Source organism: Beijerinckia sp. L45, from assembly GCF_009765775.1.
Classification (GTDB): Bacteria; Pseudomonadota; Alphaproteobacteria; order Rhizobiales; family Beijerinckiaceae; genus RH-AL1.
In genome coordinates, this window is the sequence record NZ_LMUU01000068.1 from 47,117 (window position 1) to 66,857 (window position 19,741).

Below are 19,741 nucleotides of genomic sequence, written 5' to 3' on the forward strand. Positions count from 1 at the left end.
GGACGCAGCATGAAGACCGCGATCGTCAATATCGGGCGTATCGTCTCTGGTGACTGGCGCGATCCGCTGGCGACCGGCGACGCCATTCTCTGCGAGAATGGCGTCATCACGGACGTGGGAACGCTGTCTGCGTCGGCCGTCGAAGCCGCCGACGTCGTCATCGACGCGGGCGGCGCGACCGCAATCCCCGGCCTGATCGACAGCCATGTCCACATCACCTTCGGCGATTACACGCCGCGTCAGAAAACGGTCGGCTATCTCGAAAGCTATCTCCACGGCGGCGTGACCACCGCCATTTCGGCGTCCGAAGTTCATGTGCCGGGCCGTCCCAGCGATCCCGTTGGCGTCAAGGCGCTGGCGGTCGCCGCATCGCGATGCTTCCAGCATTACCGCCCTGGCGGCATGCGGGTGCACGCCGGATCGGTGATCCTCGAGCCCGGACTGGTCGAAGCCGATTTCGCCGAGCTCGTCGCCCATGGCGTCTGGCTCGCCAAGGCCGGCTTCGGCGGCTTCGCGACGCCGTTCGAGTATGCCGAGCAGGTGGGTTGGGCGCGCGCCGCCGGCATGATCACGACGATGCATACCGGCGGGTCGTCGATCCCCGGCTCGTCCGGCATCTGGGCCGACCACCTGCTCGCCGCTCGCCCGCACGTCTCCTTCCACGTCAACGGCGGCCCGGTTGCGATGCCGGACGCCGACTTCCCGCGGCTCGTCGCGGAAAGCGACATCGCGCTTCAGGTCTGTACGGCCGGTAATCTGCGAACGACCCTTCTCGTCGCGGCGCTGGCGCGTCAGGCGGATGCCTTCGACCGTCTGCTCATAGCGACCGACACGCCGACCGGAAGCGGGATCATGCCGCTCGGCATGCTCTACACGATCTCGCATCTGGCGAGCCTGTCGGATCTCCCCGTCGAATGGGCGATTGCCGCCGCGACCGGCAATAACGCGCGGACCTACAGGCTGAATTCCGGCTTCCTGCAAACCGGGCGCGACGCCGACCTCGTGCTCATCGACGCCTGTGCCGGGGGATCGCAGCAGGATGCGTTCGCCGCACTGCGCAACGGCGATGTCCCGGCTGTCGGCGCCGTCATCACGGCGGGTGTTCCTCGCTTCGTCGGCCGCAGTCGCAACACGCCGGCGCCCTGCAAGACGATTCGGGTGGCATCCTGCCGCCTGCCGATGGACTTTTCCGGCGCCGCCCATTGAAGCGGGAGCCAGAGCTTCCCGCCGGATGTGCGCGAACATCATCGCGCACGTGATCGAACGGCGGAAGCCGCCTACCACGGGAGATTCCATGCAAGGTACGTCAATCCTGTTCTCCGAAATGACTCCTCCTGTCGGCCAGGAGTCCCGTTTCCATGACTGGTACAACGAAGAGCACATCCCATTGCGCATGGATGTTCCGGGCTTCCTATCGGCGCAGCGTTATCGCGATCTTGCCGATGACGCCCGTGGTTACCTCGCAGTCTATGAGATGACGGATCCGGCGGTGATGGCGTCGTCGGCCTATCAGGTCGTGAAAACCCAGCCGAGCGACACGACGCGCGAAATGCTGAGCACGGTTTCCGGGTTCACCCGGTACATCGGCGCCGAGATGGGGACGCGAAGGCAACCGGGCCTGAGCGGCGCGCAGGCGCTCGACGCAGCGGTGCTCTACGCGGTGTGGTTCGAGGTCCCGGAAAGCGCGTTGCCCGATTTTGACGCTTGGTATGATCTCGATCATGTTCCACTCCTGCTTGGATGCAAGGACTGGCTGATGGTGCGGCGTTTTCATATTCTCGATGGCGAACCGACAAAGGCCAATCGACTGGCCCTGCACTACCTGGCCGACCGCTCGGCGCTGGAAGCGCCCGAGCGTGCCGCAGCGCGGGCGACCCCCTGGCGGAAACGGCTTGCGGCCCTGCCTTGGTTTGCCGGCACATACAGCGTTTTCGAGAAACATGGTCCGCGTCAGATCGGCCGCTTGCGGTAGCCGATGACCCAGACACAGAAGACATCGGATCTCATCGTCGCCCTGACCGGGGCAAGCGGCTCGATCCTGTGCGTCCGTCTTCTCGAGGTTCTCAGGAATACGGAGGTGCGTACGCACCTCGTGATGAGCAAATGGGGCGTCCAAACGCTCAAATATGAAACCGGCCTGTCGGCCGCGGCTGTGCGACGGCTCGCCGACAAGCACTATGCCGACAGCGACCTCGGCGCAGCGATCTCCAGCGGCTCGTTTCCGACGATGGGGATGGTCGTGGTGCCCTGCTCCACCAAAAGCCTCGGCTCCATTGCCCACGGGCACGGCAATGGCTTGATCCAGCGGGCGGCCGACGTGGTGCTGAAAGAGCGCCGCAAGCTGGTTCTGGCGGTGCGTGAAATGCCGCTCAGCGACATCCACCTAGAAAACATGCTGAAGCTTTCCCGCATGGGCGCGGTGATCTGCCCCCCGGTTCCAGCGTTCTATATGCTCCCCAAAACGATCGAGGATATCGTCGACCAGGTCGTGCTGAGAATTATCGATCAGTTCGGCATCCATCTTCCGTCGGCTGCACGCTGGTCCGGCATGCCGGCACAAAACCTCGGTGAGGACTGACGGGCCCGCTACGCTGCGGTGGGCTTTTTCTGCTCGATTGCATAGGCCTTGGCGGCAGCCTCGCTGGCATAGCGGACGTGACTCATCGCAGCCGTCCGCGCCGCTTCTGAATCGTGGGCCGCGATGGCACGAAAAATCGCGCGCATTTCTTTGCCGCTCTTCTGCGCACGGCCCTCTTGCGACATCGATTTGGCACGGAGGAAGGTGATTCGTGCCAAAAGCACTGCCAGAACCTCGTAAATAATGCGGTTGCCGCACCCGGACAGAATCTCTTCGTAGAACTGACGGGTCGTTTCGAGCTGCCCGCTTTTGTCGTCCGTTTTGACCGCGGCATCGAACGCGTCGAGGGCCCGCCGCATCGTGGCGATGGCCTCTTTGCTCGCCCGTGCCGCAAACAGCGCCGCAGCCTCGCCTTCGAGCAGTGACCGCACATCGTAAATCTCGCGGGATTCCACCAGCGTCAAGATCGGGACGATCGGTCCCTTGTTGGGGACAATCATGATCAGCCTCTCGGCCTCGAGGCTGCGGAGAGCCTCGCGCACCGACGGGCGGCTGACGCCGAGGCGGTTGCAGAGATCGGCTTCGATCAAGCGGTCGCCGGGCTGAAAGATGCCGGAAATGATCGCATCGCGCAGTTTGCGGACCGTCTGGCCTTGCACGGTTTGAGCAACGATCTTGAGGTCCATCATAGCTCCGAGTGGCGTAGACCCGCGCAAAAAACTTTCAAGAGCAATTTCCCGAGAGCGTTCGCGCGTCAAAACGGGCTAGCAGCCGCTTTGTCGCCATTATCTAGCCGGTGTCGCTTTGGTCAGCAATCCAATCGGGTCATGATTGCCACCCCCTTTAAGCGCCCAAAGAAATACGTGGACCTTCGGATCACCAGTCGCCGGGTTTCATCGCTTAGCATAGCGGACGCTCGCGTCCGTCAGAGGCCTATTCCGCAGGATAACCGTTGGCGGCTGGCCCAGATATTGTATGACAATCCACCAAGCGCTGCTAAGGCTGCCGGGCTTCCAGGCCTGCAAAAGGGGTTTCAAATGGTTGACGCAACGATCACGACCGCGACGGAAAGGGAGGCGATCGAGATGCGTGAGGTTCGTTACGCCCCCTATCGCTGGCTCGTCGTCACCATCCTGCTGATCGCGGTGACGACCGCTTTCTTCGACCGCATCAATGTCGCCGTCCTCTTTGCCAACGCTGATTTCAAACAGGCGATCGGCGTCGGTAACAATCCGGCCCTCCTTGGGCTGCTCATGACAGGGTTCGTCTTCGCCTACGGTCTTTCAGCTTTCGCTCTCAGCATCATTTCGGATCTGTTCGGTCCGCGCCGCACGTTGTCGTTTATCGCACTCGCCCTTGCCGTCGTCATGGCGTTCATGGGCGGGGCGATGTCCTATGCGACGATGTTCGGCGGGCGCGTCCTTCTCGGCCTCATCGAAGGCCCGCAGTTCGGCGCCGCGAACGTCGCCGTCAAGCAGTGGTTTCCGCCCAACCAGCGCGGACTTGCGACGGCTCTGTGGGGTATCGGCGCACCGCTCGGCTCGATGATCGGCTTTCCCTTGATCATCGCTCTTGTCGCATCCTTCGGCTGGCGCGCCTCCTTCTACCTGCTGGCAGGTCTGAACGGCCTGATCGTTCTGCCGATCGTGTGGTTCATGCTTCGCAACCACAACGCCGCGCCGCAATCCGCGCCAGCAGCTAAAACCATGCCTATCAAAGAGGCAATTCCTCTGCTTCTCGGCAATGCCCGGTTTTGGCTTCTCGCGGTCTACGACTGCGGCGCGATGATCTATCTGTGGGGCTTCAACAGCTGGCTTCCGACCTACCTCCAGGTCGCCAGACATTTCGACATTAAACATTCCGGTTTGTTCTCATCCTTGCCGTTCCTGATCATGATCGGCGGCTACTTCCTCGGTGGTTGGCTTGGCGATCGATTTCGCGCCAAGGCACTGATTTGCCTGTGCGGTCTTATGGCGGCGGGTTTCCTGATCCTTGCCGCCACGATGGTCGAGGATGCGACGCAGGCGGCGCTCTTGCTCGCGCTCAGCGCGGGGGCCTGGGGCATGACGGTCCCTACGTTGTTCGCCATGGGGACCGAGATCGTCCCGAAGGAAGTCACCGCGATGGGCTTCGGCCTCTATGCCGGCGCCGCCAACATCGTCGGCGCCGCGGCGCCGTTGGTCATCGGCATCGTCATAGGGAGCGCCGGCAATTACGCCGGCGGTCTGATGGTCATCGTCATCGCCTGCGTGGCCCTTTCCTTGACGATGATCCCACTTCTGAGGCGGCATTGAACGCACGCCCCGACCAGGCGGGTTCGCGGCAGAGTAAAACCCCAAGCCAGTACGACTACGTCATCGTCGGCGGCGGTTCGGCAGGATGCGTCCTGGCGAACCGGCTCACTGAAGATGGAACAACGACCGTGCTGCTCCTCGAAGCCGGCGGGTGGGATCGCGATCCCTGGATCCATATTCCGCTCGGCTGGGGTCGCATCCTGCTCAACCGTCTCCATGACTGGAATTATTTCGCGGAGCCGGAGGAAGGCGTGAACGGCCGTGCGGTGGAATGCGCGCGCGGTCGCGTCATCGGCGGCTCGTCCTCCGTCAACGCCATGGCCTACGTGCGCGGCCATGCCGAAGACTATCGGCGGTGGGCCGCGAATGGCCTCTCCGAGTGGTCTTACGACGATGTCCTGCCTTATTTCCAGAAGTCGGAATCCTGGGAGGGTGGACCGGACTCATTTCGTGGCGATCAAGGCCCGATGACCACCCAGAACAGCCGCTACGCCGATCCTCTCGTCGACGCCTATCTCAGCGCCGGCGCAGAGGCGGGGTATCCGAGCAACGACGATTATAACGGTGCACAACAGGACGGGTTCGCACGCTGGCAGATGACAATTCGCAACGGCCGTCGATGCAGTGCCGCGGTCGCCTATCTGCGGCCGGCGCTCAAACGTCCGAACTTGCGTGTCGTGGTGGGTGCCCTGGCCGAAAGGGTCGTCATGGACGGCGTCCGAGCCGTCGGGGTGGCGTATACGCAGGGGCGTCGAGCGAGAACTGCGTCTGCGCGGCGCGAGGTCATCCTCGCCGGTGGCGTCATCAATTCGCCGAAGCTGCTGATGTTGTCCGGAATCGGCGCCGCCGACGAGCTTCGCACGATCGGCATCAAGCCGATCGTCGATCTCCCCGGCGTTGGGCAAAACCTGCAGGATCAGATGTCCGTCGGCCTGTTCTATCGCCGCAGGACGCCTGGACCCCTTTCGAAAGCGATGCGGCTCGATCGCATCGCCTTTGCTCTCGCGAAAGCCTATTGGCGCGGGACAGGTATCGCCAGCGACTTGCCCGGTGGGGCCATGGCCTTCGTGCGAACCCATGCGGACCAGGCGATGCCAGATGCGCAGATTCTCTTCAACGCGGCTCCGCTTGCTGCGCGTCCATACTTCGCCCCTTTCATAAAGCCTTATGCCGACGGGTTTGCGGCGCGCGTCGTCGCCCTGCGTCCGGACAGTCGCGGCCGCGTCGCACTCGCGTCCATGGACCCGACACAAGCACCGCGCATCCGCCAGAACTTCTTTGCGCATGAGCGCGACGTGAGGACGCTGGTCGACGCGATAAAAATCGCCCGCGCCGTGGCGAGCCAGCCGGCTCTTTCGCCTTACTTGCGTGAAGAAATCCTGCCAGGCTCGGCCGTCCAAAGTGATGCCGCCATCGAGGCCTATATTCGCGAAACGGCTGTCACGGTTCACCATCCGCTCGGCACATGCCGTATGGGGCTCACGGGCGATCCCATGGCGGTTGTCGATCAGGACCTGCGGGTCTTCGGCACGAAGGCTCTGCGAGTCATCGACGCGTCCGTTATGCCAGACATGATCGGCGGTAACATCAACGCCCCGGTCTTGATGATCGCCGAGAAGGCATCGGACTTGATCAGAGGCCGCCCAGCGCTTCGGCGTTCGAGCGCCGCAACATAGCCGGATCACCGGTTCGTCGTTTCGAGTGAAATTGAAATAGAGAGTGTCGATGCATAAGGTCGCCTACCAGGATCTACGCGGTTTCATTGACCTCGTTGACGAAGCCGGAGCTCTCAGGCGGATCGCGGGGGCACAGGCGGTTCATGAGATCGGCGCGATCACCGAAGTTGCCGCGGGCATGGCGGAGGGTCCCGCGCTTCTGTTCGACGATATCCCCGGTTATGCCAAGGGCTTTCGCGTCTTCAGCAATGCCACGACAAGCGTGCAACGGGCCGCCCTCGCGCTTGGCTTCGACGCCCAAGTCAGTCCCCTCGAAGCGTTGCAAGCATGGAAGACACGCCGCGATACGCTGAAGCCAACACCACCGACGTTCGTCGACGAGGCGCCCTTCCTCGAGAATACGGCGACGGGCGACGACGTGGATATCGGCATCTACCCGGCGCCGCACTGGCACAAGCTCGACGGCGGCCCGTACATCGGTTCGGGCAGTCTGGTGATCACACGCGATCCCGACGAAGGCTGGGTGAACGCGTCGATCTATCGTGTCCAGGTCCATGGCAATAACCGCGTGACGGTGCAGTTCGATCATACCGGTCGCCACGGCTCGATGATCGCGCGCAAGTATTGGGATCGCGGCATCCCTTGCCCGATCGCCATCGTGCATGGACAAGATCCCGCTCTGTTCATCGCGGGCTTCGAATATCTTCCGTCCGGCTATTCCGAATATGACTTCGCCGGCGCCATCAAAGGCTTTCCCATCGACGTCCTGCGCGGGCCATTGACCGGACTTCCGATCCCGGCTGGCGCCGAAATCGTCTTCGAGGGCGAGCTTCTGCCGTTGCAGGAAACGAGTCTTGCCGAGGGTCCCTTCGGCGAGTTCACCGGCTATTACGCCGCCGATACGAAGCCCGCGCCGGTCATGGCGGTGCAGGCCACCTATCACCGGAACGATCCGATCCTCTTCGGGTCGCCGCCGATGAAGCCGCCGCGCTTCCATTTCGGTCTGCCTTTCCGGGCGGCAACGCTCTGGAGCGGGCTTGAGCAACTCGGCGTCACGGATGTCACCGGCGTCTGGCAGCACGTGTCGCAGCTGATGACGGTCGTCGCCCTGAAGCAGCGCTATGCCGGGCATGCCAAACGCGCGGCCTTGATCGCCGCGGCGAACAGCTACATGGGCCGTATCGTGGTGGTCGTGGACGAAGACATCGATCCGTCGAACCTGGCCGACGTCATGTGGGCCGTCACAACGCGCTGCGAGCCTTCCGAATCCGTCGATATCGTCCGCAACGCCTGGAGCTCGGGACTCGACCCGCGTATTTCGCCCGAAGCCAAGCAGCGAGGCCTGACGTCGCATTCCAAAATGATCATCGATGCGTGCAAGCCCTTCGATCAGCTTGCGACCTACCCGCGCACGACTTCGCTGTCGTTGGAAGAGGCGAAGGCAACCGAAGCCAAATGGGGGGCGATGCTACGGGGATAGCCGCCCCCAAGGGTTTGCTACGCCGTCAGGAGGCGGCCGTTCTTATGGTGCGGCATGACCGTGTCTCGGGATGTCGACATCGGCTATGGGGGTTGGTCGTTGGGCGGGACCGGTCTATGCCTCCGGCACCGTATGCGAAGTCTGCCCGAGGGTGCCGTGACAAAGCCCAGCAAGAAGCGTGTTCAAGCCGTGCAGGCGCCTAGCATGCAGGCCGAAGGCGGCCGAGCGCCGTTCGTCCCGCCGATCACCATTTCGGACCGTCAATTGCTGGACGGCGGGCGTGACGATGCGTTCCGGGAAGTGCTGTATCTGATGGTTTCGTCGCTCGGGCGCCTGCAAGACTGCCGTGAAGCCTTTGCCCGCGCGATCCGTCTCTCAAGCCCGCAATTCGCCGTGCTTATGGGAACAGCTTACAAACAGGGCTCGGCCGGAATCAGCATCCGGGACCTTGCGGCCTATGTGCAATTGGCGGCGACCCACGTCACGACCGAGGTCGGACGGCTTCATCAGCTCGGCTATCTCGAAAAGCATCCCTCGCCCGACGATCGCCGCAGCGTTCTCGTCAAGATGACCTCGCTCGGCGAGCAGACGGTCAAGACGGTGGCGCCTTTCGTCCGTGCGGTGAACGATCAACTCTTCGCCGAGGTGACCCGCAGCGAGCTCGACCTGCTGCATCATTTTTTTCGGCGGTTCTGCGTCAACAGCGACAACGCGCTTGTCGAGATCCGTGAAACCGAAAGCAAGGTCGGATGATCGGACGCTGACACGCGATAGCCGCCGAGCCGCAGGAGGCAAGACGCGATATCGAAGCCCTACAAAATCTCGTATTCGTCCTTGCTCAGGTTGACGGTGTCGTCGCCGTCGCGCTCGCGCACCGGCTGGCCGTCCCGGCTTTTGGCGAGCGCCTGCTCCGCCATGCGCAACATGCTCGCGGCATATTGGCGTTGCGAAGGGCTGACGGCCTTGGCGAGCTTCGTCTGATACTTGGCGATCGCGCGCTCGAGGCTCTGCTGCGATTTCGCCTTGCCCGTTCCGAGCATGATGCGATCCTCAAAATGATGCCGGCTCGCCTCAGGACGCTGCGTCGTTCAAAGCCGCCATTTGCGCCGCCGTCATGCCGGCGATCTGTGTCGAGGTGAAGGCGCTGATCTGGACCCCGTTCAGCTCTTCCAATGTCGTCGTCGCCAGGCCGCTGATCGCGGTCGCCGACAGGCCCGCGATCTGCGTGGTGGTCAGGCCGCTCAACTGATTGGCGTTGAAAGCGTTGAAGACGCCGGCATCGAGATCGTTGAGCGTCGGGATGCCGACGCCGGCGATCTGCGTGGCGGTCAAGGCGCTGAATTGCGTGCTCGTGAACGCCCCGAACTCGGTCGTCGTCAGGTTGACGACCTGGGTTGCCGCCAAGGCGCCGATCTGCGTCGTCGTCAGCGCGTTCAATTGCGTCGTCGCGAGCGCGCGGATCTGAACACGCAGCAGGCCGGCGACCTGGTCGGCCGTGAGAGCCGCGATCTGCGTCGTGCTCATCGCGCCGATTTCGGTCGCGCTCAACACGGCGATCTGCGTCGAAGCCAAGCCGGCAAACTGCGTTCCGGTCAGAGCGCCGATCTGCGTCGCAGTCAGACCGACGACGCCAAGGCTGGAGATGGCGCCGATCTGCGTCGCCGTAAACGCCGAGAACTGCGTCGAGGTCAGGCCGGCGACCTGGGTCGCAGTGAGACCGCCGATTTCCGTGCTCGACAGCAAGCCGATCTGCGTGGTGTTGAGGCTCGAGAACTGCGCGGGCGTTAGGGCGGCGATGCCGCTGGCGGACAGGCTGCCGAACTGCGTCGCGGTCAGGCCGGCGATCTCCGTCGTGGTGAGGCTCGCGATCGCGGTGGTCGACAGGGCGGCGATCTGCGTCGCCGCCAAGGCGCCGATCTGCGTCGACGTCATCGCGGCGATCTGCGTCGGGCTCAAGCCGCCGACGCCGGTCGTCGACAAGGCGGCGATCTGCGCCGCACTCAGGACACCCAGCTGCAGCGTGCTCAAGGAGGCGACGTCGGTGACGGTCAGCCCGCCGATCTCCGCGGGCGTCAGCTGGCCGAACTGGGTGGTGTTCAGCGTGCCGAACTGCGTCGCCGTCAGCGCGCCGATGGCCGTGGACGTGAAGCTCGTCAGCTGCGTCGCGCTGATCGAGGCGAGTTGCGTGGTCGTCATCCCGGCGATCGCCGTCGTGGAAAGGCCGCCGATCTGCGTGGCGGTCAACGTGCCGAACTGCAGCGTGGTCATGTCGCCGAGCTGCGTCGCTGTCAGGCCGCCGATACCCGTCGTCGAGAGAGCCTGGAACTGCGTCGAACTCAGCGTGGCGATTTGAGTGTCGGAAAGACCGGCGACCTGCGTCGCCGTCATCGCGGCGAGTTCCGGCGTCGACAGCAAGCCGACCTGCGTGGTCGTCAGGCTGGCGAACTGGGTTGCCGACAAGGCGGCGATGCCCGTCGCCGAGAAGCTGCTGAACTGGGTCGTGGTCAGGGCGGCGATTTCGTCTGGTCCCAAACCGGAAATGGCTGTGGTGGACAGGGCCGCGATCTGCGTCGGCCTGATGCTGGCGAGCTGGGTCGACGTCAGAGTGGCGATCTGCGTCGCCGTCAGGCCGCCGATGGCCGTGGTAGGCAGCGATCGCAGCGCCGTCGTGGTCAGCGCCCCGATCTGCACCGCGCTCAACTCGGCGACGGCGGTCATAGTCAGGCCCGCCACCTGCGTGGTGTTGATCATCCCGATCTGCGCGGTCGTCAGAGCGTCGATCTGAAAGTCTGACAGGCCGCCGATCTGAGCCGCCGTCAAGGCGCCGAACTGCGTCGTGCTGAGCGTCGCGATCTGCGTTTCGGTCAGGCCGCCGATGCTCGTCGCCGACAAAGCCGCGATCTGCGTGGCGGCAAGCGCGTTGAACTGTGTGGACGTCAGCACCGCCAACTGGGTCGGCGTCAAACCGACGATTTCCGTCGTCGTCAGCGCCGCCACCTGGGTCGTGCCGAGGGCGCCGATCTCGGCGGTTGTCAGCAACGCGACCTGGGTCGGGGTGAAGCCGCGCAATTGCAGCGCGCTCAGGGCGCCGACCTCGGTGGTCGTCAGGGCGGTGATGGCGCTCGCCGAAAGGCCAGAGAGTTGGGTCGAGGAAAGGTCGCCGAGCTGATCGGCGCTGAGGGCCTGCATCTGCGTATCCGCGAGCGCGGACATCTGCGTGGCGGTCAGGGCCTGGATCTGGGTAGCATTCATCGCGGCGATCGACCCGGTCGTCAGGCCGCTGATGCCGGTCGTGGACAGCGCAGCGATCTGCGTTCCGACCAGAGCCTGGAGCTGCGTCGTCGAGAGCACGGCCGCCTGGGTGTCGGTCAGCCCAGACAACTCGCCCGTGTTCATCGCCGCGATCTGCGCTGGCGTCAGCGACGAAATAGCCGTCGTGCTGAGGGCGCCGAGCAGCGTCGACGTCAGGCCCCGGATCTGCGTCGTGGTCAGCGACGAGAGGTCCGTCGTGGTGAGGCCGCCGATGGAGTCCGGATCGAGGCCCGCAACCTGGCTCGACGAGAGGTTGGCGATCTGGTCCGCGGTGAGCGCGGCCACCTGGGTGTTCGCGAGGCCGGCGATCTGGGTCATCGTCAACGCGGCGGCCTGCGTGGTACTCAGGGCCGTGATTTCGGCCGTAGTCAGGCCGCTGATGCCGGTCGTCGAAAGCGCCGCGATCTGCTGGGGTGTGAGGCCGCCGATCTGTGCCGTGCTCAGAGCCGCGACCTGGGTATCGACCAGCGCGGTCATCTGCGTCGTTTTCAGCGCCGCCAGTTGCACCGCGGTCAGCGCCGCGATCTCGCCGGTGGTGAAGCCGGCCACCCCCGATGAAGACAAGGCCGCGATCTGCGTCGCGGCGAGCGCGGCGAGCTGGTCGCTGCTGAGCGTGCCGATCTGCGTCGTGATGAGGCCGGCGATGCTGGTAGTCGTCAGCGACGCGATCTGCGTCGGCGCCAAGGATGCGATCTGCGTCTGGGCGAAGGCGCCGAGTTCGACGCTGGTCAGCGCGGCGACCTGCGTCGCCGACAGGACGGCGACCTGGCCGGTTGCGAGGCCGCTGATCGCGGTCGTGGACAAGCTGGCGATCTGGGTCGCTGCGAGGAGCCCGATCTGCGCCGTGCTCAGAGCAGTCATCTGCGTGTCCGTCAGCACCGCCATCTGGCTCGTCGTCAACGCCGCGACCTGCGTCGCGCTCAAGGCCGTCAGTTCGGTTGTCGTCAAACCGCGGATGCCGGTCGCGGAGAGCGGCACGATCTGCGTGCCGGCCAGCGTCGCGAGCTGGGTCGCGCTCAGCCCGGCGACCTGCGTGCCGGTCAGGCCGCCGATGCCCGTGCTCGTGATCGCCCCGATCTGTGTCGTCGACAGCGCGGCAATCTGCGTCGCCGCCAACCCGGCGACTTCGGTGCCGGTCAGGGCCGCGATCTGCGTCGTGCTGAGGACGGCGATCTGAGCGGCCGACAGGCCGCTGATCCCGGTCGTCGACAGGCCGGAAATCTGCTGCGTCGACAGCACGCCGAGCTGCGTGGCCGTCATGCTGACCATCTGCGTGTCGCTCAACCCGCCGATCTGCGTCGCGGTCAGAAGCGAGACCTGGGTGGTGTTCAAGGCCGCGATCTCAGATGTGGTCAAGCCGCCGATACTGGTCTTGGACAGCGCCTGGATCTGGTTTCGCGACAGACTGTTGAGCTGCGGCGCGCTCAGGGTGGCGATCTGGCTTGCGACGAGGCCGGTCATCGCCGTCACGGAAAGGGCGGCGATCTGCGTCGTGCTCAATCCTGCGAGCTGCGTTCCCGTCAAGGTGCCGACCTGCGAAGCGGTCAGCGCCGCGATCTGGTTCGTGGTCAAGGCCGCCATTTCGCTGGCCGTCAGGCCGGACAGGGCGAGAGACGTCAGCGCCGCGATCTGGGTCGCGGCCAGAGCCTCGAGCTGCGTGGTCGTCAAGGCGGCGGCCTGCGTATCACGGACGCCGGCGGTGCCCGCGACGGTAAGGGCCGCCAGCTGAGTCATTGCCAGGGCGGCGATCTGCGTGGTGGTCAGGGCGGCGACTTCGACTGCGGTCATGCCGCCGATCTGCGTCGTGTTGAGAGCGGCGACCTGGGCCGGGCTGAGGGCCACAATCTGCGTCGTACTCATCGCGCCGATTTCGGTCGACGTGAACTGCGAGAGCTGGGTAGCGGATAGATTGCCGAACGCCGTCGCGCTGAGATTGGCGACCTGCGTCGTCGAGAACTCGGTGGCGGTCAAGGCCTGGATCTCGGTCGCCGACATCGCGGTCAGCTGCGTCGCGGTCAGGCCCCGCGTCTGCGTTGTCGTCAGGGACGTGATCTGCGTCGTCGACAGGCCGTCGATCGTCGTCTGCGACAGACCGCCGATCTGCGTCGCCGTCAAACTCGACGCCTGGGAGACCGCCAGGGCCTGAAGCTCCGTCGGCGACAGCGTGTTCAGCGACGTCGTGGACAGCGCCGCGATCTGGGTCGCGGCCAATGATGCGATCTGGGTCTGCGTCAGATTTCCGAACGCGGTGGTGCTGAGGTTGGTGATCTGCGCGGCCGAGAGCGAGGCGGCCGTCAACGCCTGAATTTCGGTGGCCGTCATATTGGTAAGCTGCGTGGAGGTCAGGCCGCGCACCTGCGTCGATGTCAGCGATGCGATCTGCGTCGTCGTCAAGCCATCGACCGTGGTCTGCGTCAGCCCGGCGACCTGCGCCGCGGTCAAAGCTGCCGCTTGCGTCCCGGCCAGGCTCTGGAGCTGCGTTGGCGTCAGGCTATTGAGCGAGGTGGTGGAGAGCGCCGCAATCTCGGTGGAAGCCAGCGACGCGAGCTGATCGGCGGAAAGATTGGCGAACGCGGTGGTGCTGAGGCTGGCGATCTGCGCGGCCGAGAATGAGGGGGCCGACAGCGTCTGAATCTCGGTCGCAGACATCGCTGTGAGCTGGGTCGAGGTGAAGCCGCGGGTCTGCGTCGTCGTGAGGGCGGCGAGTTGAGCCGGCGACAGGCCATCGATCGCCGATTGCGTGAGGCCCGCGATCTGCAACGCGGTCAGAGCCAGGGCTTGCGTTGTCGTCAGCGCTTGAATCTGCGTTGCGGAAAGACTGTTGAGCGAGGTGGTGGAGAGCGCCGCAGCCTCGGTGGCGGTCAGGGCGGCCAGCTGGTCCGAAGACAGGTTGGCGAACGTCGTCGTGCTGAAGTTCGCCACCTGCGTCCCCGAGAAGGCGGACGCGTCCAGAAGCTGAATCTGGGTCGCCGTCATCGCGGTCAGCTGCGTCGAAGTCAGGCCGCGGATCTGCGTGGTGGTCAGCGCCGAAAGCTGGGTGGTCGTCAGATTGTTCAACGTCGTCATCGACAGGCCAGCGAGCTGCACCGACGTCAAAGCCAGGTTCTGCGTCGTGTTGAGGGCCTGGATCTGCGTCGCGGAGAGGCTGTTCAGCGAGGTGGTGGAGAGCGCCGCACTCTCCGTGGCGGTGAGCACGGCAAGCTGATCGGAGGAAAGATTGCCGAACGCCGTCGTGCTGAAACTGGTCACCTGTCCCGCCGAGAAGGCGGCGGCGTTCAGCGCCTGGATCTCGGTCGCCGTCATCGTCGTCAGCTGCGTCGACGTCAGGCCGCGCACCTGCGTGCTGGTCAGCGCCGAAAGCTGGGTGGTCGTCAGATTGCCCAGCGTCGTCGTGGTGAGGCCGGCCACCTGGATGGCGGTCAGGCCGAGTGCCTGGGTCGGCGTCAGGGCCTGAAGCTCGGTCGCGGGGAGGTTGTTCAGCGACGTGCTCGAGAACGACGCGCTCTGCGTCGCGGTCAGGGCCGCGAGCTGATCGGAGGATAGATTGCCGAGCGCCGTCGTGCTGAGCGTGGAAATCTGCAGCGCCGTGAGGGACGACGCGTTCAGCGCCTGGATCTCGGTCGCCGTCATCGCGGTCAGCTGCGTCGAAGTCAGGCCGCGCACCTGCGTGCTGGTCAGCGCCGACAGCTGGGTTGTCGTCAGGTTGCCCAGCGTCGTCGTGCTGAGCCCGGCGACCTGTGCTGCGCTCAAGCCCAGCGCCTGCGTCGGTGTCAGGGCTTGAAGCTCCGTCGCGGACAGAAGGTTCAGCGACGTGCTGGAGAACGATGCGCTCTGCGTCGCGGTGAAGGCCGCGAGTTGATCGGCGGATAGATTGCCGAGCGCCGTCGTGCTGAGCGTGGAAATCTGCAGCGCCGAGAAGGACGCCGCGTTCAGCGCCTGGATCTCGGTCGCCGTCATCGCGGTCAGCTGCGTCGCGGTCAGACCGCGCATCTGCGTGGCGGTCAACGCCGACAGCTGAGTGGTCGTGAGATTACCGAGCGTCGTCGTGTTGAGCCCGGCGACCTGCGCCGCGGTCAGGCCCAGCGCCTGCGTCGGCGTCAGGGCCTGAAGCTCCGTCGCGGACAGGAGGTTCAGCGACGTCGTCGACAGCGCCGCGCTCTCGGTCGCGGTGAGCGCTGCAATCTGGTCGGACGACAGATTGTTGAACGCCGTCGTGCTGAGGGTCGCGACCTGGGCGGCGGAGAAGGACGCGGCGTTCAGCGCCTGGATCTCGGTCGCCGTCATCGCCGTCAGCTGCGCCGAAGTCAGGCCGCGCATCTGGGTCGTGCTCAAGGCCGAAAGCTGGGTCGTCGTGAGGTTGCCGAGCGTCGTCGTGCTGAGGCCGGCAAGCTGCGTCGGCGTCAAAGCGAGCGCCTGGCTCGTTGTCAGCGCCTGGAGCTCGCTCGCCGGAAGGGCGTTGAGCGACGCCACGGAGAGCGCGGCGATCTGGCTCGTCGCCAGGGTTGCGAGCTGATCCGGGGTCAGGTTGCCGAGCGCCGTCGTGCTGAGACCGGCGACCTGCGTCGTCGAGAAGGCGGAGACGGTCAGCGCCTGGATTTCGGTCGCCGACATCGCGGTCAGCTGCGCCGCACGGAGGCCGCGCACCTGGTTCGACGACAGCGCCGTGAGCTGGTCGGTCGTCAGGTTGTCCACCGTCGTCGCGGTGAGGCCGGCGATCTGCGTCGACGTCAAAGCAAGCGCCTGGGTCGGCGCGAGCGCCTGAAGTTCGGTCGCCGGGAGGCTGTTCAGCGCCACCGTGGACAGCGCCGCGATCTGCGTCGACACCATCGCCGCGATCTGGTCCGCCGACAGGTTGCCGAAGGCCGTCGTACTGAGGCCGGCGATCTGCGTCGTCGACAGGGCGGCGACGTTCAGCGCCTGGATCTCGGTGACCGACATCGCGGTCAGCTGCGCCGCGCGCAGGCTGCGAACCTGGACCGTCGTCAGGGCTGCGAGCTGGTCGGTCGTCAGGTTGTCCACCGTCGTCGCGGTGAGACCGGCGATCTGCGTCGTCGTCAAGGCAAGGGCCTGCGCCGGCATCAGGGCCTGAAGCTCGGTCGCCGGGAGGCTGTTGAGCGCCGTGATGGACAGCGCCGCGACCTGCACCGGGGTCATGGCCAGAAGCTGGTCGGAGGACAGGTTGCCGAGCGCCGTGCTGCTGAGGCCGGCGACCTGCGTGGTCGACAGAGCCGTGACCGTCAGCGCCTGGATTTCGGTCGCCGACATCGCGGTCAGCTGCGCCGCGCTCAGGCCGCGAACCTGAAGCGTGGTCAGGGCCGCAAGCTGCGATGTCGTCAGATTGTCCACCGTCGTCGGGGTCAGGCCGGCGAGCTGCGTCGGCGTAAGGGCGAGGGCCTGGGTCGCAGACAGCGCCTGGAGTTCCGTCGCCGGCAGGGCGTTCAACGCCGAGACGGACAGGGCCGCGATCTGGCTTGGCGCCAGGGACTGCACCTGCGTCGAGGAGAGCTCCCCGATCTCGGTTGTGTTGAGCGATGCCACCTGGCTGGTGGAGAGATCGCGGACGGTCACGGCGATCAACTGGTCGAACGACAGCGCGTTGAGCTGGTTGGGCGACAGGGCGCGCACCTGGATGGTCGTCAGGCTGCCGAGCTGGGTCGTCGAGAGGTTCTGCAGCATCGTGCTGGTCAGGCCACTGATCTGGGTGGCGGTCATCGCATTGAGCTGGCTGGTGCTGAACCCCTGGATCCCCGTCGCAGTGAGATCGTTGATCTGGGCCGGGGTGAGTGCTGCGATCTGGTTGGTCGTGAAAGAGTCAGCGCCGTCGTTGGCGATCGCTTCGAAGTTTGGCAGCGTCATACCGCTCAGGGCAAGGGGCGCCAGAGCCGCGATCTGCGTCGTCGACAGCGCCTGCAGATCCGTCGTGCTGAGGATATTGAGTTCCGTCGACGTCAACGCGGCGATCTGCGTCGTGTCGAAGCTCTCCATGTCGGTCGGCGTCAGCTGCTGAAGCGTGGTCGCCGACAGGCGCGAGATCTGCGCAGCCGAGTAGGACGAAATCGAAGTCATGAAGCAGTCCCGCCGATATCGATCCGGTGCCGCCCCCGGGCAACCAATCAGTCGCCCAGACAGGCTCAATCATTCATCGAGTCGCAAGGCGTCGATACCGATTCGTTAACATGAGGCTAACAGGTTCGGGTCGGGAATGCCTCGAACTCACAGGTTTTTTACGTTGCGGAATCGCGGAGCGCGCCTTCCACGTTCCATCCGCGGAGGATCTGGGTCATAGCTCCGGCCCGCGCGCCCTGCAAAGTGATCAATGTTAAGTGGACCGATAATGGCCGGCATTCCCGTGGAACACATTGCAATCGGCCAGCTCTTCGCCCTCGCGGAGCAGTACAAGGCGGCCGGCCACAAAGCGGCATCGGTCGAACTCTACAAAAGCTGGATCGCATACCATCCGGACGACCCGTTCCTCTATGCCGCCTATTTCAATTACGGGACGACCCTCAACGATCTGAAGGATCGTTTCGGCGCGATCAACGCGTTCCGCGATTCGGCGCGGCTGAAACCGGACTTCTACCAGGCCCATCTCAGCCTTGGGCTGACGTTGGAGCAGATCGGCCGCAAGGGCGAAGCCATTACGGAATGGCTGGGGGTGGCGAGCGCGCTCGCCCTCGTCAACGGCGAGACGGTGGCGCACCGGATTTATGCGCTTGAGCAGATCGGCCGCGTTCTCGAGTCCCTCGATCGCGACGGCCCGGCGGAAGATGCCCTACGGCAGCGTCTCGAGCTCGGCACGGACGACAAGGTCATTCAGCATTGGATCGCGCTCCGGATGCGCCAGTGCAAATGGCCGGTGTTGACGGAAACCGATCGGATGAAGCGGCGCAGCCTGCTGTCCGGCATATCGCCGCTGTCGCTTGCCGCCTTCGCCGACGATCCGATGTTTCAGCTCGCCACGGCCTATCGCTACAACAAGGCGCTGATCGGCGCGCAAAAGGGCGCGCGACGCTGGGCTGTGCCGGGCATGTCGTCACCGGATCGAAAGTTGCGGATCGGCTATGTCTCGTCCGACCTGCGGGAACATGCCGTCGGCTTCTCCATGGCCGACGTTCTCGCGCTGCACGATCGCGACAGGTTCGAGATCTACGCCTATTACTGCGGCATCGAGAACGACGACTCGACCAAGCTGCGGATTAAGGCCTCTGTCGATCAATGGTTTGATATCGACGCTCTCAGCGACGAACAGGTCTGCCTGCAGATCGAGGCTGACGCGATCGATATTCTGATCGATCTCAACGGCTACACCAAGGGCGCGCGAACGCGGGTATTCGCCTTGCGGCCGGCGCCGATCGCAGTGAATTGGTTTGGCTACCCCTGCACGATGGGAAGCCCCTATCACCATTACATCATCGCGGATGCCCAGGTCGTGCCGCCCGATGCGGAGCGCTTCTACTCGGAAACGGTTGTGCGCCTGCCGTGCTACCAGCCCAACGACCGCAACAGAGTGGTGTCGTCCCGCAAGCCAACCCGCGCGGAAGAGGGGCTGCCGGAAACCGGGTTCGTCTTCTGCTGCCTGAACGGCCTGCAGAAACTCACCGAAATCACGTTCGGCCGCTGGATGATCATCCTTGCCGCGGTGCCCGACAGCGTGCTGTGGCTGCTCGGCGGCACGCCGGACACCCAGGAGCGTCTGCGCGGGTTGGCGGCTGGCGCCGGGATCGCGCCGGAGCGCCTCGTCTTCGCCGGGAAGATCGCCAATCCCGACCATCTCGCGCGCTACGCGCTGGCCGACCTGTTTCTCGACAACCTGCCCTACGGTGCCCACACCACGGCCGCGGACGCGCTGTGGATGGGACTACCGGTCCTCACGGTCGCCGGCCGCAGCTTTGCCTCGCGCGTCTGTTCGAGCCTCGTCAGCGCGGCCGGTCTCGGCGATCTGATCTGCCCCAACCCCGACATTTACATGGCCCGCGCCATCGCGCTCGGGCGCACGCCCGACGCAATTCAGACTTTGAAGGCACGGCTCGCCGCCCAGCGCGATTCCTGCCTGCTGTTCGACACGCCGCGCCTGGTGGCGCATCTGGAGGATCTGTATCGGCAGATGTGGAGCGCTTTCGAACGAGGCGCCCTGCCGTCGCCCGAGCTCGCCAATCTCGACACGTATCACGCCATCGGCACGAGCCTCGATATCGAGAGCGTCGAGCTTCTGAGCGACGAGGCCTATCGCGCGCTGTACGCCGAAAAGCTCGCGGATTGGGATGCGACCTACCCGATCCGACCCGACACGAGATTGTGGCCGGGGCCAAACGAGTCGGGCGTCTCCGACCTCCAGAGCATTTTCCACAAAGGTCGCAGACTTTTGTGATCGATAAAATGCTCTAACTTTTCGAGGAGAGAG

11 protein-coding genes are annotated in these 19,741 nt (G+C 64.8%); 8 read left to right on the plus strand and 3 right to left on the minus strand.

Going from position 1 to position 19,741, the window contains the following annotated elements; genetic code table 11:
• Positions 1–9 precede the first annotated feature (9 nt).
• From GSQ79_RS07100 to GSQ79_RS07110, 3 genes are all read left to right on the plus strand, one after another.
• Complete coding sequence (locus GSQ79_RS07100) at positions 10–1,206, plus strand: amidohydrolase family protein (RefSeq protein WP_158808027.1); 1,197 nt, start codon at positions 10–12, stop codon at positions 1,204–1,206.
• Between the two features lie 88 nt (positions 1,207–1,294).
• Positions 1,295–1,972: a DUF4286 family protein gene (locus tag GSQ79_RS07105; RefSeq protein ID WP_158808028.1), complete on the plus strand. Its 678-nt coding sequence runs from the start codon at positions 1,295–1,297 to the stop codon at positions 1,970–1,972.
• A gap of 3 nt (positions 1,973–1,975) precedes the next feature.
• The gene (locus tag GSQ79_RS07110) at positions 1,976–2,578 is read left to right on the plus strand and encodes a UbiX family flavin prenyltransferase (RefSeq protein WP_158808029.1); all 603 of its coding nucleotides are present in this window, start codon (positions 1,976–1,978) and stop codon (positions 2,576–2,578) included.
• A gap of 8 nt (positions 2,579–2,586) precedes the next feature.
• Here GSQ79_RS07110 and GSQ79_RS07115 read toward each other — a convergent pair whose 3' ends face one another.
• Complete coding sequence (locus tag GSQ79_RS07115; protein WP_246725150.1) at positions 2,587–3,264, minus strand: GntR family transcriptional regulator; 678 nt, start codon at positions 3,262–3,264, stop codon at positions 2,587–2,589.
• 351 nt (positions 3,265–3,615) lie between these two features.
• On the opposite strand from GSQ79_RS07115, the gene GSQ79_RS07120 reads away from it, so the two are divergent.
• From GSQ79_RS07120 to GSQ79_RS07135, 4 genes are all read left to right on the plus strand, one after another.
• On the plus strand, positions 3,616–4,872 hold the full coding sequence (locus GSQ79_RS07120; RefSeq protein ID WP_158808031.1) for an MFS transporter: 1,257 nt from the start codon (positions 3,616–3,618) through the stop codon (positions 4,870–4,872).
• Entirely contained in the window at positions 4,869–6,548 is a 1,680-nt protein-coding gene (locus GSQ79_RS07125) for a GMC family oxidoreductase (protein ID WP_158808032.1), read from the plus strand. Before GSQ79_RS07120 ends, GSQ79_RS07125 begins: the two co-directional genes overlap by 4 nt.
• Before the next feature lie 49 nt (positions 6,549–6,597).
• Complete coding sequence (locus tag GSQ79_RS07130) at positions 6,598–8,028, plus strand: UbiD family decarboxylase (RefSeq protein WP_158808033.1); 1,431 nt, start codon at positions 6,598–6,600, stop codon at positions 8,026–8,028.
• Between the two features lie 156 nt (positions 8,029–8,184).
• Positions 8,185–8,781: a MarR family winged helix-turn-helix transcriptional regulator gene (locus tag GSQ79_RS07135; RefSeq protein ID WP_158808034.1), complete on the plus strand. Its 597-nt coding sequence runs from the start codon at positions 8,185–8,187 to the stop codon at positions 8,779–8,781.
• A 59-nt stretch (positions 8,782–8,840) separates the two neighbouring features.
• On the opposite strand, the gene GSQ79_RS07140 is transcribed toward GSQ79_RS07135, so the two are convergent.
• Together GSQ79_RS07140 and GSQ79_RS07145 are read right to left on the minus strand one after the other, a co-directional pair.
• Positions 8,841–9,068, minus strand: coding sequence for a hypothetical protein (locus tag GSQ79_RS07140; RefSeq protein WP_158808035.1), 228 nt, complete (start codon positions 9,066–9,068; stop codon positions 8,841–8,843).
• Between the two features lie 31 nt (positions 9,069–9,099).
• The gene (locus GSQ79_RS07145; protein WP_158808036.1) at positions 9,100–17,406 is read right to left on the minus strand and encodes a hypothetical protein; all 8,307 of its coding nucleotides are present in this window, start codon (positions 17,404–17,406) and stop codon (positions 9,100–9,102) included.
• A 283-nt stretch (positions 17,407–17,689) separates the two neighbouring features.
• On the opposite strand from GSQ79_RS07145, the gene GSQ79_RS07150 reads away from it, so the two are divergent.
• The gene (locus GSQ79_RS07150) at positions 17,690–19,708 is read left to right on the plus strand and encodes a glycosyl transferase (RefSeq protein WP_246725151.1); all 2,019 of its coding nucleotides are present in this window, start codon (positions 17,690–17,692) and stop codon (positions 19,706–19,708) included.
• The last annotated feature ends 33 nt before the right edge of the window (positions 19,709–19,741 follow it).

Excerpts from the sequence above, each read along its gene's own strand:
- GSQ79_RS07120 (WP_158808031.1), top strand. The coding sequence starts at position 3,616 with ATGGTTGACGCAACGATCACGACCGCGACGGAAAGGGAGGCGATCGAG.
- GSQ79_RS07105 (WP_158808028.1), top strand. The coding sequence starts at position 1,295 with ATGCAAGGTACGTCAATCCTGTTCTCCGAAATGACTCCTCCTGTCGGC.
- GSQ79_RS07100 (WP_158808027.1), top strand. The coding sequence starts at position 10 with ATGAAGACCGCGATCGTCAATATCGGGCGTATCGTCTCTGGTGACTGG.
- GSQ79_RS07140 (WP_158808035.1), bottom strand. The coding sequence starts at position 9,068 with ATGCTCGGAACGGGCAAGGCGAAATCGCAGCAGAGCCTCGAGCGCGCG.
- GSQ79_RS07110 (WP_158808029.1), top strand. The coding sequence starts at position 1,976 with ATGACCCAGACACAGAAGACATCGGATCTCATCGTCGCCCTGACCGGG.
- GSQ79_RS07145 (WP_158808036.1), bottom strand. The coding sequence starts at position 17,406 with ATGACTTCGATTTCGTCCTACTCGGCTGCGCAGATCTCGCGCCTGTCG.
- GSQ79_RS07115 (WP_246725150.1), bottom strand. The coding sequence starts at position 3,264 with ATGGACCTCAAGATCGTTGCTCAAACCGTGCAAGGCCAGACGGTCCGC.
- GSQ79_RS07130 (WP_158808033.1), top strand. The coding sequence starts at position 6,598 with ATGCATAAGGTCGCCTACCAGGATCTACGCGGTTTCATTGACCTCGTT.